Here is a 15813-nt window from a genome sequence, read left to right on the forward strand (position 1 = left end):
GAGAAGCGACTGCGAGGCGTTGTGCTGCACGAGACTCCGGTGATGGCGGGGCAGATCCCCGAGCAGGACCGCAGGGTGCGGCTCCTGCTGGAGTCGGCACGTTTCAACGAGGCCGCCGAACTGTTCGACCAGGTGACGGCCACCGCGACGAACGCCGTCGGTGAGGAGTGGGACCGCTCCACGGTCCTGGCCCACCGGGCACTGAACGCCTGGCGACTCGGGAGGATCCCGGCCGCGCTGGAGTTGGCCGCCGAAGGCTGGACCGAACTCGACAACGAACAGCCGACCGGCGTGGCAGCGGCCCAGACGATCGGCATGCTCGGTTCCCTGCTGGACACGATCGGGCACCGGTCCTCGGCGCTGGACCTCATGACACGATCGGTCGAGGTGGCCCGGGATGCCGGTGACCCGGACACGCTCGCACAGTGCCTGCAGCGCAAGGCCCATGCCCTGCTGTTCCGGGCAACCGCGCGTTCCGATGAGGTCGACCCGGAAGAGCAGTTCGCAGCCGCGCGGGAGCTGTACGAGGAAGCGCTACCACTGGTCCGGGCCGACCTGATCCGCCGGAGTGTGCTCGCGGGTGGCGCACGTGCCCTGGCCGGGGCCGGTGAGACCGAGAAAGCCGAATGCCGGGCACAGCGGGCACTGCGGCTCAGCCAGGAAGCCGCGGACTGGCTGAGCGGATCGCTCGCCATGTGGGTCCTGGGCCTGATCCGCCGGGAGCAGGGGCGGCCGGAGGACGCACGGACCTTCCTCAGTCGCGCGCTGGACTGCGCGGAGAAGATCCAGGACATGCTGCTGCTGGCGCGGTTCGCCCAGGATCTGTCGATGGTCTGCGAGGAACTCGACGATCTCGTCGGCGAGGCCGCAGCCCTCCGAAGATCGCTGAGCGCAAGTCGCACGACGGTCCGGTTCCTGCAGGAAGGACTGGGGCAGGCCCTGGAGCAGCGACGCGCCGCCGTACAGGCTCAGCAGATAGCCACCGCCGCGCAGGCAGCGGTGCTCCGGGACCCGCTGACCAACCTGACCAACCGCCTCGGACTGGAGCGCCGAGCTCCCGGACTGCTCGAACAGACCGCCGCACAGGGGCGGGTGCCGTGGCTGGTGCTGATCGATGTGGACTGGTTCAAGGAGATCAACGATGAGGCCGGGCACTCGGCCGGCGACGTCGTTCTCCAGGAGCTCGCGCACCTGTTGCGCCGCGAGTGCCGCACCGATGACCTGATCTGCCGCTGGGCGGGTGACGAGTTCGTGGTCCTGCTGGTGGACGCCTCCGAGGATTCGAAGGAGGCCGGGCCGATCGTCGCGGAACGGATCCGAGCCGCCGTGGACGACCACGACTGGCGGCTCGTCCTCGGAAGTACCGAACAACTGCCGACGACGAGCATCGGCGTCGCCGCCGGGCCCGCGGAGCTGGACCATCTTTTCGCCGCGGCCGACGTCGCGCTGTACCGGGCCAAGCAAGCGGGACGCAACCGCATCGAGGTCGACCGGCAGCCCCCCGGTCCGCCCTGGCCCGCACCCAACCGGTAGGGCTTGCGCCGTGTGCCCGGCCGGGTGTCGCCGACGTTTTTCCGACCGGTACTGTACAAAGCACGGTCGGAGCCGCTGCGGGTCCGCTGCGGCCGTGACTCGCACGTGCCCCCGTAGCTCAGGGGATAGAGCACCGCTCTCCTAAAGCGGGTGTCGCAGGTTCGAATCCTGCCGGGGGCGCCTAGGCCGCGAGGAACACAGCCGGGGCAGTCCCGGTGCCGTGCTCGATCAGGGCTGTCCGGGTGGCGACGTTGATCTCGACGCGCGAGCTCTTGACACGGGCCATATCCAGAAATCGCATGCTCCGAGTACGTACTTCGAGTATGCGAGGTGGGCGTGGAGGACCGACCAACGGTCGAGCAGCTGATGGAGCGTTTCGCGGCGGGTTGGAAAATCCCGCACACACACGCCTGGGATGACCTACTGGCTGCGAATGTGGAGCTGTGTCAGCCGCTGTTGCCCAACCGCCGAGGCCGAGCAGCGCGACCGCGGCGGCGGATACTGGATCGCCGAAACAGACCCCACCGCAGCAGCCCAGGCGGTCACCATCCAACGGACGATGGAGAGCGTTCCGTGGGCGGTCCTGGCCACCGATGGGGCCTTCAACACCATGCAGCACCTCGGGCTGAACAACTGGCCGAATATCGCCGCCTGCGATCACGAAGACCTGGACGCGCTGCTACGCCAGTGCGAAACTTGGGAAGCTGAGCACGACCCGAACGGCCAAGCCCTCCCCCGCTCCAAGCGCCACGATGACAAAGCCATCGCCGTCGTCCGGTGGTAGCACTGAGGAAAAAACCATGCCGGAGACGCCCAAGCATTCGGTCAGCGTGGCCGGTGTCGTCATCGACGAAGCCGAGCGAGTGTTGCTCATCCAACGCCGCGACAACGGCCATTGGGAACCGCCCGGCGGTGTCCTCGAACTCGGCGAAGGCTTCACCGAGGGAGTCTGCCGCGAAGTGCACGAGGAGACCGGCCTGACCATCGACGTCGATCGACTCACCGGCGTGTACAAAAACATGACCCGCGGCGTCGTCGTCATTGTCTTTCGCTGTCGAGCCCTCGACGGAACCATCCATCCCACCGACGAGGCAGCACGGGTGGAGTGGTGCGAGCTGTCCGAAGCGCTCTCCCTGATGAATGAGGCCTACGCCGTGCGCATCTCCGATGCCTACAAGGACACACCTCCTACTCGCACCCACGACGGAGTTCGGCTTACCGCGCACACCTGACCCGGAGTGCGTGTGTGCAGAGTTTCTTTTCTTCTTCTCGGCGGCCCCTCCGGGGCCGCCGAGAAGAAGAAATGTCCTCACTGGACAGGCAGGCTCCGGGATGACCACCAAACAGTACCTCTACGGAGAGAGAAGCCGGTAGATATCGACTCCGTATCATCGCCGCGCGAGGTGCTTATTCACTCTCTGAAGAAATTGGCAGGAAATCCGACAGCCGCGTATACTTGATCAAATCTTTCAAAGTGTTAGCGGTGAAGACCTTCCCTCGCGTTGCAGTAATCAGTTGTCCCATGTCTTCCCGGCGAATTCCAAATCCTCGGCCGTCAATGCAGGCTACGACCTCGAACGCCGGCTCGCCCTCGCGTTCACGGTCGTCGCGCATCGTGGCCAGACGGTGAATCCGAGCCACCTTGTCTCGAGCAGTTCCGTCGTCTCCGGTGATCTTCGCTTCGATAATCACCGCCGGATCAACTTCGTCCGGTGTGAAAAAATCAGGCGCCTGGTCAAAGCCCGGCACACGCTCGGCACGTTTGGTTTTACGAAAGGGAATACGAGCAGCATGAAGTCGATCTTCGATGGCGTTCTCCATCACGTCACCGACAAGCTCGGAGACGCCATCGCGGTGGCTCGCAAACGGCCTGCCGAGATAGCGCTCATACAACAATACTGCATACGGGATATGTTCCTCGGCGGCGTACCGAACCGAATCGAGCCCTTCCTTGGTGTCGATCTTGTCGAGTCGGTGGATCATGCCTTCTTGTGCCTCGGCGGGTCCCTGGGCCAGGACCGCACACGCTGCCATAAAGAGCGCAGTGGTGCGCTCGACGGTCAACTTCGAAGAGCCACCGCGTGTCGAGAAGTAGTTCGGGTCAGTTCGGATCTTGGAATCAAGATTTCTACTCCAGCCGTTTGTAAACTCGACGTCAGTCTCTTCCTTCGCCAGGTCCTGCCACTCAGGCGGGGTGACTCCCACAATGGTCCGAAGGACGATGGCTGCGACTGCGTTCTCGCGCGCGGCCTTCCAGCACCTATCGACATCTACGACCTTAAAGCCGTCGGTGTGCCTACGTAGCGCCTCGTATCCAGCCCGGAAATCTGAGTACTCCAGGAATGTCGTTCCCTTGGGCAGCAGCATAAACTGCGACGTCAGATCGTCGAAGGTGGACTGGACGAGGCCGCTTAGATTGTCTGCAATCTCTTGGGGCTCGAATTGGTAAGGCCGTAACGTACTCATCGGTAGGTTCCTTCTGTCTCATTTCGGACCCATCGGACGGCCTCCATAGCCGTCTCGAATCGATCTTCCAGCGACTCTTCGGGGTCCCACGTTGCGCGCAGATGTCTAATCGCACTGGCGGCGATGTGCCCAGCTTCTAGGCACGCAATGTCACCTTCAGTTGGCTTGTAGGGCACCTTACGCATTGCTTCCACGTCAGCCTCCACGCGCTGCTTCACACTTCGGGGGTGCTCTGAGCTGACGTCCTCGGCTCGGCATACGAACACAGTGTCTAAGATCGAGGATTTAGTGCCCGTGATGTGCAAAGAGGCGGACATCTCACCGGGAGCGACGAGCGTTTCGGTGCAGGTAAGACCTGCATCGAGGATCGCGATTATCAACGGCACGTATGCTTCTGACTCGTTGTGGTGGTAGGTGAAGACAAGGGGCGCGCCAGGTTTCATCGCATATGACATCTGGCAAAAGACTTCACTGAGCCCCGAGGCGAACTCCTGGATCCCGCGCAGCCGAGTCACGTTGCCCGTTAGTTCGTCGTCGGTTCGCGTGGTATCGGGGCTAAATTGTACATGCGCTCTCATGAATCTCCGGAGCCAAACATAGCAGAAGTCCATAAGTTCCGCGTACTGCACGTTGTCGAAATACGGCGGATCAGTGAACACACCATCGAGAGAATCGGACCGAAGGCTCAGTTTCTGAGATGGTGCGCTCGCTATCCACGCAGCCTGTGGCTCGGCGGTGGGCTCGGAATCGGTCAGCGGCGCCTCAATCGATTCTCCCACAATCGGAATCATGTTTTTCCGATTGTTTACGTATGTGATCTCGTAAGGTTGCTTCGCGTACTGCTTCGCTTTCACATATTTACCCACGAAGTGCTCGAACGACCCGGAGCCAACTTTGGAAATTCCCAACAGATTGTTCTCGCACGCCAGTAGTGCGACCGGAAACCCGTGAACAGCGAAAATATCCTGACACTTCAGCGCGTAGGTATCATAGCGGCAAAGCAGATTCTGGTATCGGAGGAAGTCGCTGAACACCGTTGCAAGTGCGTAGCGCACTTCATTATTCGATACCTCTCCGATGCGGCGCATCAATAGGCCGAGGCCGAGCAGTTGCCGGTCACTGAACAAATCACGCCAGTGCTTGTAACCCCAACGATGGAGGCGGTTTGTCTCGTCTCCGGATTGGATGGCGTCGTCCGGAATCACCAAACCGTCACCCCATTCGTATAGAAGCTCCGAGGCTTGTTCGATTCGCGCTAAGTCCTCGGTATCTGGGGTCTTGAACTGGCGACCATCCACCTTGTCGTAACAAGTTCTGCAGTGATACTCGATGCCGAACGGTCGGTGCCTAGGCGGGCTAGCTAGCAGAGGAGTGAACTTAAAATGCTCAGAACAGTGCTGACAAGTTGCCTTGCTTCGACTCGCAGGACGAGTTTTCAAGTCGAATCCGCACTCCGGGCAGTGCGGGTGGCTCGACCGTTCGACCTCACGCAGCGCATCACAGTCTTGACAGTGGTAAACCTCGCGCGGGTGTCGGACGGCCTCGGCGAGACGCAGGCCAGGAAAAAGATCGACCTTCTCGCCACATGATGGGCAATCACAAGTCTTAACGTGGTGGAAGTACTTGACTTCCGCCGTCTCAAAGCAATTAGTGCACCGCGTCTGGTAAAGGTGCCCGATATGTTCGTGGACGTTGGCTATCACATATTGCGCCTCGCTCTGGAAAAGCTCGAGGTCGAGTGGCGAGACTCCTTGACGGACCGTCCAGTAAGCCATCGGGTTCACATCCCCACCGACGAGACTCAGGCCCAGGCGTGCGGCCTCGAAGACGGTCGTTCCGCCACCCATAAACGGGTCCGCCATCACTCCACGTATGGAGTGGCCCTTGAAGTAGTCCGACGAAAGCGAGTCTTGCCCAAACTCCGACAACAGCAGCGAGCGAAAAACCGATCCCGGACGGCGAGCGAACCACTTGTGGATCGAGATGATCGGACGGTATGACTGCTGCACCTGCTTCTCGCGCAACGCGAGCCTTGCCACAAAGGTCGGCTCGAAGCGCGCCTCTAGACGGCGTGCGGGGCATTGCCGTTCTGTCTCGCCCGTCTCCGGATTCGTGACTGCATCCCTCGTCATGATCGGACCCCATGGGGACGCACTGACAGTACACTGGAGCTGCGGCCATGAGGGTGATAAATAACACACCAGAGGCTGATTGGGCCAGATCCCTGGCGTGGATCGTCAGGCAAGTGGAGAAGCACAGGGTTCACTGTAGTGCTCGCAGCCTATGAAGCGTCGCGGGCGTGTCTGCAGAGCCTGCAGCGTTAGCACGCGAGTATGGTTCACTTGTTCCTAGCTCGGTTGGTCACGGTCATGACGAGTTCCCGCAAGGCTTGCGCCATAGTGAAGCCGTTCCGCTGGCACCACGTTTGGAACTGGACGTACTCGCTCATAGGCAGCCTGAACTTGACGAGCTGTTTCCCCTCCTCGCGCGACATCGTTGCCCGAGGGCTGGACGTACCCGCGGAGGTCGACGGCGCCTCGTCCACGGCAGCACGGCCATGCGCGCGATCCTTCAGCCAGGAAGCAATAGTCGCGCGATCGTCGGCCGAAGCATCGGCGAGCAGCTGCGCAAGGTCAGGGTCGAGCTTCGCCGTCATGGATACGTATGCTAGCTGAATCCTGGTCAGCCCCATTGCAGACGGTCGAGCGAGGCCATCTCGTACGTATGTCGTGGCCCTCGGGGCACATCTGGGGCACACGAGGCCGACCAGCGATCATCAACAACGACAACCGGCCGCAACCGCACAGCCAGGTCACGAGCGATGCAGGCGCGCCGCCGCAGGTCAGGCCCCCGACTGAAATGACCTCATAAAGCGGGTGTCGCAGGTTCGAATCCTGCCGGGGGCGCACACTCTGACCAGCGGAAACGCCGACTACCTCATTCTGGCCGCCAACGCCCTGGTCACCTACCGCAGCGCCGGCTCCACCCGCCGGCGGTCGGCAACTCTTCGCCATCGACACAGGTCGCACGAGCTTCTGCGAAGGCAGCGATCGAGTGCTCCGCCTTGAACCTCCGCCCGCTCGCCAGGACTCCGAAGGCGTGATCGTGTCAGCGAGCATTGTCGACTCCGGACAGAAACATCGCCGGCATTGCTATCAACGACAGCAGAGGAAGGTGAGCGTGATGGCCACACTGACGGTTCGTGGGCTCGACGACGAGCTCCACGCACGACTGCGCGTCCACGCTGCCCAGCGCGGGCGCTCCATGGAGGCCGAAGTACGGGCGATCCTGCAAGATCGGCTGTCTTCTTCTCCGCTGCCTGCCTCGGGCCTGGGCAGTCGCATGCACGCCCGGTTCGCGGCCATCGAGGACGCAGAACTCGAACCGCCCTCACGGAGCGAGGTACCCCGGTGATCGGAAAGCCCGGTCACGGCCGTTACCCGAGGCCGTCACGGCGAGGGAGCTGGGTGACGAGTTGGTCGATGGGGACGGGCTTGCTCAGGTAGTAGCCCTGGACTTCGTCACAGCCGAGGCGACGCAGCAGATCGAACTGTTGGGCCGTTTCGACCCCTTCCGCCACGACGTCGAGTCCGACGGCGTGGGCCATGGCGATGATGCTGGTGACGATGGTCTCGAGATCGTGGGAGTCACCGAGGTCGGTGACGAACGAGCGGTCGATTTTGAGGGTGTCCAGGGGCAGGCGCCGCAGTTGGGCCAGCGAGGAGTATCCGGTCCCGAAGTCGTCGATCGCCAGGTACACACCGAGTTCGCGCAGTTCGCGCAGCACGCGTGCTGCTTGCATGGGATCGTGCATGATCGCGTTCTCGGTGACCTCGAGGCACAGGGCGTGGGCGGGCAGACCGGCCTCGGCGAGTGCGTGCTGGACCATGGCCCCCAGGTGGGGATCCTCGAGCTGGCGTGGTGAGAGGTTCGCGTTGAGTTGGAGGTCGAGTTCGTGGCGCTCGCGTTCGGCAGCGAGCTGGCGGGTCGCCATGCGCAGCATGTGCGTTCCGATGGAGTTGATCAAGTCGCTTTCTTCGGCTATCGGAATGAACTCGCCGGGTGAAACCGTGCCGTGGTCCGGGTGTGTCCACCGCAACAGCCCCTCCACGCCGACGGTGCGTTCGGTGCGCAGGTCGACGACGGGCTGATAGGCCACCCAGAGCTGATCGCGGGACACGGCGTGGCGAAGATCCTGATCCAGCACCATGTGCCGCTGCACACGTTCGCGATGTTCGACGCCGAAAAACGCATATCGCTTGGTGCTCTGCGTCTTGGCCTGGTACATGGCCACATCGGCATCGCGCAGCAGGTCCCGGCCGCTTCGGGTGTCGCCCGACAGGGAAACCGAGATCCCGATGCTCCCGTTGACGTGCAGTTGCCTGCCCTGCAGGTGGATCGGCTGGGTGAGGGCCTCGAGGAGGTATTCACCGAGCTCGGCGATGCGGTCGTGACCGCTCTCGCCGGACAGGACGACGAATTCGTCACCGCCGAGCCGACCGACCAGAGTTTCACCTGCTGTTGCGCGCACCAGCCTTTCCCCGACGATGCGCAGCACCTCGTCACCGGCGCCGTGACCGAGGGAATCGTTGATGCGCTTGAAATTGTCCAGATCGATGTACAGCACGGCTATCGAATGCTTCCCCGCGCGCTCGTCGCAGTGCCGCAGCACCAGCGTCCGGTTGGCCAGCCCGGTGAGCGGGTCGTGGGTGGCTTCGTATTCCAGGCGCTGCCGGGCGGCCCTGCTCTCGGAGATGTCGGTGAACGAGACCACGACCGCGTGGGGCGGGTGATCCTGCGAGTTCAACACGCGGGCGGTAACCGCCAGCCACACGCTGTGGCCGTCCACACGCTCGAGGCGAACCACTCGCGAGTTCTCCGGCTCTCCGGTCCGCTGGGTCAGTGTGGAGGGGTGCTCCTCCGGCCGCAGCGCTCCCCCGGACTCGCCGAACAGGAGCCAGGATGTGGGCCGGGAGCCGACGATTTCGGATTCGGGTGCGCCGAAGATACGCTGAGCTGCGGGATTGGCCGATTCGATGATGCCCGCCGAGCCGACCACGATGACGCCCTCGTCGAGAGCGGCGACCACGATGGCGTAATCCTGCTCGGCTCGCCGGCGCTCTGCCGCCTCGTGGCGAGCCAGGTCCTGCTGTATCCGTGTGATCCGGCGGGTTTCCTCCAGGATGCGCGTTCGCATGGTCTCCACTGCACGCGCGACCGTGTTCAGCTCGGGTGGCCCCACCGATCCGACGGGGCGGTCGAGATGGCCCCCGGCCACCTGATCGACCTGGGAGACGAGGGTGCGCAGCGGTCGAGTGAGCGATCTGCGGAGAAAGAGAACCGTGCCTGCCGCGACGACAAGGCCGGTCAGCACAGTGCTCACGGTAAGCCAATTCGCTGCCGAGCGCGCCGCCTCGGCCGTGGCGGTTTCCGATGCTGCGATCTCGTTGATTCGGTTCTGCAGCTCGGCCAGCTCGGCCCGCAACGCGTCGAAACTCCGCTGCGCGATCAGTGCCTGGTCCGGGGGAAGGTCCGTGGGACCCTGGTTCCTCCCCTGCTCGACTCTCGGCTGGGCAGCCTGCTGGTGCCAGGTTCGAGCTGCCTGGCGAACCTCGGCCAAGGAGCTCATCACCGTCGGGTAGTCGCCCAGCTGCCTGCTGATGGCGGACTGCAGACGCGCGGCATCGTTCCTGCCGTCCGTATACGCGTCGAGGGAGGAAGGATCACGGGTGAGCTGAAACCCCCGTGCTGCTTTGGCCTGGTTGAAGTAGGCCGCCGTCAATCCGGTGGCCGCTCGCTGAGCCGGAAGAACCACGGTGGTCAGGTGCGTGGTCACAGCCTCGGCCCGCTGGCGGAACCCGACCGTGCCCACGGCGATGACAACGAGCAGCGCGACCAGGACCGCCACCAGCATGTAGACGCGCCCCAGCAGTGAAAGCCGTCCGCGCCGCAGCGAAACCATATCCCAGTATGTGACGATGAGCCGCCCTGGTGCTCGGGCGTACGGCCCCTGCCCCCGACGTTCCCGGCGTGGCGGTGGATCGCTCTCCGCTGCCATTCCTCGTCACGGGTGGGAGCCGTGCGGTACGGAAGCAGCCCCCTCTCCACCACTAGAACCGAAGTGGTGGGGAGGGGGCTGCGTTTCCCGAGGTGTCCCCGCCGACGTTCACGCCGATCGAGGCATCATGAGAGAAAGAACTCAGACCTGAACGTTGTTGGCCTGCGGCCCCTTGGGACCCTGGGTGACCTCGTAGGTCACCTGCTGGTTCTCTTCAAGGCTGCGGAAGCCGCCCGCGTCGATGGCCGAGTAGTGCACGAACACGTCGGAACCACCCTCGGCGGGGGTGATGAAGCCGAAACCCTTTTCGGCGCTGAACCACTTCACGGTTCCCTGTGCCATGTCTGTCTCCTGTTCAAGCTGGGAAAGCGGGGACACGGTTGTGGCCCCGGGCCGCGGCGGGTTTCACAGACGGCAACTACTCCAGCATTGACCAAAGACAGCAGCGCGCCCGCACGAACCTCTGAGCGAGCGTGCACACACACGAACCCAGAAACCGCGACGGCCACTCTCCACAACCACCGAGTCTCCTGAACTATTCCCGCGCTCGGCACATGTGTCGCCGTGGAAATCCCCGGAGCGTGCGCCTCCTCGGACAGGAAACCGGTGCGAAGCTGTCCATGCAGGTCACCACCGGTACGCCCCGGCCGTGAAGGGGGAGAACCCTATCGGGTCGCTCGGCCACCACGGCCGGTCAGGTGCTCCGCGGGGTGCGCTTGGCCAGGCGTTGCGGCGTGGGCCAGCGGACCTGATGTACCCAGCCGAGCTGTTCGAAGATCCGGATCACCCGGGCCGAGGTGTCGAGTTGGCCGCGGCCGACTCCGTGGCGGGCACAGGTGGGGTCGGCGTGGTGGGAGTTGTGCCAGGACTCGCCGAAGGACACGATCGCCATCGGCCAGAAGTTGGCCGCCTTGTCGCGGGAGGCGAAGGGGCGTTCGCCGATCATGTGGCAGATGGAGTTGACCGCCCAGCTGACGTGGTGCAGCACTCCGACCCGTACGAGGCCCGCCCAGAAGAATCCGGTCACCGCACCCCACCAGGACCAGGTGAGCAAGCCGCCCAGCAGTGCGGGCAGGGTCAGCGTCGCCAGGGTGAACACCGGGAACAAGCTGTTGACCCGGACCAGTCCGCGGTCCTTGAGCAGGTCGGGGGCGAATTTCTTCCGGTTGGTCTGGTTCCGCTTGAAGAACCAGCCCATGTGGGCGTGCCAGAACCCGCGGACGACCGCGACGGGCCCGGTGCCGTAGAGCCAGGGCGAGTGCGGGTCACCTTCCTTGTCGGCGTAGGCATGATGGCGGCGGTGGTCGGCGACCCACTGGATCACCGGCCCCTGCACCGCGAAACTGCCCGCCACGGCCAGTGCGATGCGCAACGGCCTTCGGGCTTTGAACGACCGGTGGGTGAAGTGGCGGTGAAAACCGACCGTCACACCGAGCCCGCTCACGTAGTAGAAGAAAACGGCCAAGCCGATATCCACCCAGCCCAGCCCCCAGCCCCAGGCGACGGGCACAGCAGCCAGCAGGGCCAGCAACGGCACGGTGGTGAAGAGTGCGATCAGGGCGATCTCGCCTCGGGGATGTGGGCGTTCGACGATCGGAGCGTGTGCATCGCCGGATTGCGACGCCTTCGAGAGGGCCTCTGTTGTGGACATCGAACTCTCCTGGGAAGTCGAGCGCGTTGCGCACTCGGATCGGCAGGACGGAAACGGCTCGACTGTCGAGTACCCACTTGTTCCACCGAGCATGCCGACACACGCCGGACCTGGTGCCCACCGGATCCGGTGGGCTCTGTGCCACCGGATCGGCATCCGCGGTCGCCGTTAGGCACGCACGTCAGCACCATCGACGCGGCTGAACTCCGAGGCGGTGTCGTCGACGGAGGCCGCCGCGGTCAGGCGGTCCGGGCGGAATGCGGTGGCAGCGGCCAGGGCGATGAGGGCGGCCAGGATCGCTGCGGCGAGGAAGACGGCCCGGATGCCGTGGGGACCGGCGATCGGGCCGAGCAGCAGCGGGGAGGCGAACTGGCCGAGCAGCATCATCGAAGTCAGGTAGGAAATCGCCCGCCCTCGTACTTGCCTGGGAACTGCCGTGCCGACGAGGACGGAGGTCGCAGGCATGATCAGCCCCATGCCCAGGCCCAGCAGTGGGGTGCCCGCCAGCAACATCCACGGCCGGGTGGCGGCGGCGAGTATCGCGAAGCCCGCTATCGGCAGCGTGAGGCCGACGAGAAAGATCGGGTAGTAGCGCAGGTGGCGGCGGATCCGGCCGTAGACCAGGCCGACCAGGGCGGTGGCCGCGGTGGTCACGGCGATGAACACCGACACGGCCAGCGGGTCGGTGACGTCGAGCCGGGCCAACCGCTGGGGTACGAACACCATGACGGCGTACAGCAGCACCGCCGTGGTCAACGACAGCGCGTATATCCACAACAACGCCGGTGTCCGCCGCAGCAGTGTCGATATCCGAACGGGGGTGTCGGCCGTGCTGCCGGCCGCCGTGTCGGCGGAGGTGCCGCGGGGCGGCCGGGCATCGGGCACCAGCCAGATGGCTGCGGCCGCGATGGGCAGCGCGATGAGATACACCGTGAACGGGCCGCGCCAACTGATCCCACCGAGGGCTCCGCCCAGCATCGGCCACAGGATCCCGCCGATGCTGCCTGCTGTGGAGCGGTAGCCCATCACGGTGTCGGCCCGGTCCTGCCACAGGTTCAGCAGGCTCACGGTGAGCCCGTTGATCACGGCGGCTGCGGCCACCCCGAAAGCCGCCCGCGAGGCCAGCAGCGCCGGGTAGCCGGTGGCCAGCGCACCTGCGGCGCCGAACACCGCGTAGGCGACGAGCCCGGCCGCGAGCACCCGCCGGGTTCCGGTCCGGTCGATCAGCGCGCCGACCAACGGCCCGGACAGGGCGATCAGCAGCGAGTGGGTGGTGATGACCACCCCCGCCTGTCCGGCGCCGAGGTCGAAATCATCGCGGATCAGCGCCACCACCGGTGAGATCACCGCACCGGCCATCACTCCCAGCGTGGCCGAGGCCAGCAGCGCGGCCAGCGCCCCCGTCCCGGCACGTCGAAGCGGAGCCGGGGCGGGTGACGCGGGAACTCGTGTCGTGCTCATGGGAATGCTCCACTCGCTGGTGCGGTGATCGACTGCTGTGGCGGATCGAGTGCTGCGGTGATCGACTACTGGGCGGTCAGGCGTTGTAGGGGCGGGCTTCGCGGGCGTCCCGCAGCGCGTGTGCCCACCAGGCGAGTTGGTCGAGCAGGACCTTGGCGGCCCCGTTCACCACCTCGGGGTCATGGGGTTGGCCGTGCTCGTCGAACCGGTTGGGGGCCATGGCGAAGCTCACCGTTTCCCGGATGGTGACCGCGTGCAGCTCGGCGAAGACCGGGCGAAGCTGCTCCACCGAGCGCTGACCTCCGGCCAGACCGCCGTAGGAGACGAAGCCGACCGGCTTGGCCTGCCATTCCCGGTACAGGGAGTCGATGGCGAGCTTCAGCGGGCCCGGGTAGCCGTGGTTGTACTCGGGGGTGACGACGACGAACGCGTCGGCGGCGCCGATCCGGTCGGCGAACGTCCGCACCTGTGGGGAGGCGTACTCGCCTGTGGACACCTTGGGCGCAGGCTGCGCCTGTTGCTCCGCGGGGATGGCGGTGTCGGCGAGGTCGATCACGTCGATGGCCATGTCGGCGTGCTGTTCGGCCTGGCCGACGAACCAGTGGGCCACGGTGGGCCCGAAGCGGCCCTCTCGGGTGCTGCCGATGATGACGGCCAGTCGAAGCGGGGTGGTGGACATCGGAAATCTCCTTACCTCGTGCTGTGGTGGACCCACTCAAACACAAAGTGCCTCTCGGTGGCAAGTTTACATGGGAAGCAAAAAAACCCAGGAGGCTTTTGCCTATTGAAGGCGACATGCTTAGACTGGCCGGTATGACGGCGCACACCTCCGAGACCGGGGACCGGACCCTGCCGCTTCGTGAGCGCAAGAAGCTGCGCACCCGCCGCGAGCTGGCCGATGCGGCGCTGACCCTGTTCACCGAGCGGGGTTTCGACGCGACCACGCTCGACGAACTGGTCGACGCGGTCGAGGTATCCAAGCGCACCTTCTTCCGCTACTTCTCCTCCAAGGAAGAAGTCGCCATGGCCGCGGAGGCGGAGCTGTGGGACACCTACGTCGCCGTCTTCGCCGACCGCGAGATCCACGGTCCGGCGTTGACCACCCTGCGAGAGGCGCTGTCGGCCGCGATCCTGAACCTGGGCGACGACTGGGAGCAGCGCTTCATGACCGCCCGCTGGCTCGCCGCGAGAACCCCCGCGCTCCGCGACCACAGCCTGCTGTCCTCCATCACCGTGCAGCGGCGACTCGTGGACGAGCTCGAAGCCAAACTCGGCGGCGACAGCCGCGAGGACGTCCGGCTACGCCTGCTCGGCGAGCTCGCCCTCAGCGCCTGGCGCTGCGGCGCCAGCAACTGGGTCCGCGCCAACCGGGAGAGCTGGACGCACGGCGGCGACCACGGCGGGCGCACCGCGCTCGTGCGCCACGTCGAGGAAGCCTTCGACGCCCTCCCCGCAAGCCTCGCCCTCTCCACTCCCGACGGTCCCTGACCGGAGCGGCGGGAAGAGGATTCGGGTTACTGCGACCACATGTCCCGGCCGGAGCTTTCGTGGTCATCGACCATCCACCGGGCCAACTCGGCCAGTTTGATGTTGCTGTCCTGGGAAGAGCGAACCAACTGCCGGAATGCCTGCTCGCCCGTGATCTTCTCCCGGGCCATCAGCAGACCCTTGGCCTGGCCGATGACATCGCGCGTGGCCAGCGCCTCGGTGAGCTGATCCTCCCGCCTCTTGCCGGAGAGCACCACCGCCGCGTAGGAGGCGAACAGCTCGCCGACGACCCGCGTCTGCCCATCGAATTGCCCCGGGGCGGTCGCGTACAGGTTCAGCGCGCCGATGGTGTCGCTTTCGGCGAACAACTGAAACGAGACCATGCTGCGCATACCGATCTCGGCGGCACGAGGCGCGAAGGCCGGCCACCGGTCCTCACAGGTCAGATCATCGACGAGGATGGTGTTCTCCGAGCGGATCGCTTGCAGACACGGGCCCTCACCGAGTTCGGACTGCAGTTGGTCGCAGTAGCTCACCAGCTCACTGGTGGGTGCTTGTGCGGTCACCCGCCGGCGCTCGGACCAGCTGATGCCCGCGTAGTCAGCTCCGGGCACAGTGGTCACTGCGGCATGCGTAATCGCCTCCAGCGTGGCAGTGAGGTCCTGCTCGGCCTCCAACCGGCGGGCGAGAGCACCCAATACCCGAACAAGATCGTATACGGTCTCGCCCTGCATCCGCCTCTCCTCGCAGTCGCCGAGATCGGTGCTGCGGGAGCGCCCACAGTAGACACCTCACCCCTGACGACAGGTGTTTCGGTGCGGCTAGGGCTCAACCGGCGAAGGGAACAATAGCACCAGGCGACAGGTAACTATCCGGTAGGTAGATCAACTCGAGAGTTGGCCGGGCCAGGACGACTGGCATCGAATACCCCCTCGAACGTCCACAATAGTCATTTTTGAGTATGTGGACACCTGATTTCCCTCTCTAGAATGATCACGCAGCGCGAGCTTACGGATACTCCCGGGAATCTCGCAGACACTGGTGGCGGCCATGACCAGCGATGACGTGCAATTCCAACGTGGGGTGGACAGCTATGAGCCTCTGTCGAAGCTCCGCCGATGTCGGCGGCTTCACCACCTCCACTCCACAGCGGACC

The 15813-nt window shown here is 64.7% G+C and carries 14 protein-coding genes and 2 tRNA genes; 7 read left to right on the forward strand and 9 right to left on the reverse strand.

Features of this window, described 5'->3' with window-relative positions; all coding sequences use genetic code 11:
• Positions 1 to 42: 42 nt before the first annotated feature.
• The 4 genes from JOF55_RS07810 (at position 43) to JOF55_RS07825 (ending at position 2765) form a co-directional block, all read left to right on the forward strand.
• A complete protein-coding gene (locus JOF55_RS07810; RefSeq protein ID WP_310271799.1) occupies positions 43 to 1533 on the forward strand; it encodes a GGDEF domain-containing protein in 1491 nt (496 codons plus the stop codon).
• Between the two features lie 107 nt (positions 1534 to 1640).
• A tRNA-Arg gene (locus JOF55_RS07815) sits at positions 1641 to 1713 on the forward strand.
• A gap of 235 nt (positions 1714 to 1948) precedes the next feature.
• Positions 1949 to 2317 (forward strand): hypothetical protein, encoded by a 369-nt coding sequence (locus JOF55_RS07820; RefSeq protein WP_310271801.1) that lies wholly within the window; start codon positions 1949 to 1951, stop codon positions 2315 to 2317.
• A 16-nt stretch (positions 2318 to 2333) separates the two neighbouring features.
• Complete coding sequence (locus tag JOF55_RS07825) at positions 2334 to 2765, forward strand: NUDIX hydrolase (protein ID WP_310271804.1); 432 nt, start codon at positions 2334 to 2336, stop codon at positions 2763 to 2765.
• Between the two features lie 175 nt (positions 2766 to 2940).
• Here the strand turns inward: JOF55_RS07825 and JOF55_RS07830 are convergent, their stop codons facing one another.
• From JOF55_RS07830 to JOF55_RS07840, 3 genes are all read right to left on the reverse strand, one after another.
• Positions 2941 to 3999: a hypothetical protein gene (locus JOF55_RS07830; protein ID WP_310271807.1), complete on the reverse strand. Its 1059-nt coding sequence runs from the start codon at positions 3997 to 3999 to the stop codon at positions 2941 to 2943.
• Positions 3996 to 6131 (reverse strand): hypothetical protein, encoded by a 2136-nt coding sequence (locus JOF55_RS07835; protein ID WP_310271812.1) that lies wholly within the window; start codon positions 6129 to 6131, stop codon positions 3996 to 3998. Before JOF55_RS07835 ends, JOF55_RS07830 begins: the two co-directional genes overlap by 4 nt.
• Positions 6132 to 6337: 206 nt before the next feature.
• Positions 6338 to 6655, reverse strand: a complete 318-nt coding sequence (locus JOF55_RS07840) for a hypothetical protein (protein ID WP_310271814.1) — start codon at positions 6653 to 6655, stop codon at positions 6338 to 6340.
• Positions 6656 to 6845: 190 nt separating this feature from the next.
• On the opposite strand from JOF55_RS07840, the gene JOF55_RS07845 reads away from it, so the two are divergent.
• Both JOF55_RS07845 and JOF55_RS07850 read left to right on the forward strand, forming a co-directional pair.
• Positions 6846 to 6905: transfer RNA gene (locus JOF55_RS07845), tRNA-OTHER, on the forward strand.
• Between the two features lie 277 nt (positions 6906 to 7182).
• Entirely contained in the window at positions 7183 to 7413 is a 231-nt protein-coding gene (locus JOF55_RS07850; protein ID WP_310271817.1) for a FitA-like ribbon-helix-helix domain-containing protein, read from the forward strand.
• 22 nt (positions 7414 to 7435) lie between these two features.
• Here JOF55_RS07850 and JOF55_RS07855 read toward each other — a convergent pair whose 3' ends face one another.
• The 5 genes from JOF55_RS07855 to JOF55_RS07875 all read right to left on the reverse strand — a co-directional run bounded on the left by JOF55_RS07855 (position 7436) and on the right by JOF55_RS07875 (position 13848).
• Complete coding sequence (locus JOF55_RS07855) at positions 7436 to 9961, reverse strand: EAL domain-containing protein (RefSeq protein ID WP_310271820.1); 2526 nt, start codon at positions 9959 to 9961, stop codon at positions 7436 to 7438.
• Positions 9962 to 10198: 237 nt separating this feature from the next.
• Complete coding sequence (locus JOF55_RS07860) at positions 10199 to 10399, reverse strand: cold-shock protein (protein ID WP_310271823.1); 201 nt, start codon at positions 10397 to 10399, stop codon at positions 10199 to 10201.
• A gap of 352 nt (positions 10400 to 10751) precedes the next feature.
• Complete coding sequence (locus JOF55_RS07865) at positions 10752 to 11708, reverse strand: acyl-CoA desaturase (RefSeq protein WP_310271826.1); 957 nt, start codon at positions 11706 to 11708, stop codon at positions 10752 to 10754.
• A gap of 168 nt (positions 11709 to 11876) precedes the next feature.
• Complete coding sequence (locus tag JOF55_RS07870) at positions 11877 to 13169, reverse strand: MFS transporter (protein WP_310271829.1); 1293 nt, start codon at positions 13167 to 13169, stop codon at positions 11877 to 11879.
• A gap of 76 nt (positions 13170 to 13245) precedes the next feature.
• A complete protein-coding gene (locus tag JOF55_RS07875; protein ID WP_310271832.1) occupies positions 13246 to 13848 on the reverse strand; it encodes an NADPH-dependent FMN reductase in 603 nt (200 codons plus the stop codon).
• Between the two features lie 134 nt (positions 13849 to 13982).
• On the opposite strand from JOF55_RS07875, the gene JOF55_RS07880 reads away from it, so the two are divergent.
• Positions 13983 to 14657 (forward strand): TetR family transcriptional regulator, encoded by a 675-nt coding sequence (locus tag JOF55_RS07880; protein ID WP_310271835.1) that lies wholly within the window; start codon positions 13983 to 13985, stop codon positions 14655 to 14657.
• Positions 14658 to 14683: 26 nt separating this feature from the next.
• Here the strand turns inward: JOF55_RS07880 and JOF55_RS07885 are convergent, their stop codons facing one another.
• Entirely contained in the window at positions 14684 to 15391 is a 708-nt protein-coding gene (locus tag JOF55_RS07885; RefSeq protein ID WP_310271838.1) for a GAF and ANTAR domain-containing protein, read from the reverse strand.
• Positions 15392 to 15813 lie beyond the last annotated feature (422 nt).

The sequence above is a fragment of the Haloactinomyces albus genome (assembly GCF_031458135.1).
Lineage (GTDB): Bacteria > Actinomycetota > Actinomycetes > Mycobacteriales > Pseudonocardiaceae > Haloactinomyces > Haloactinomyces albus.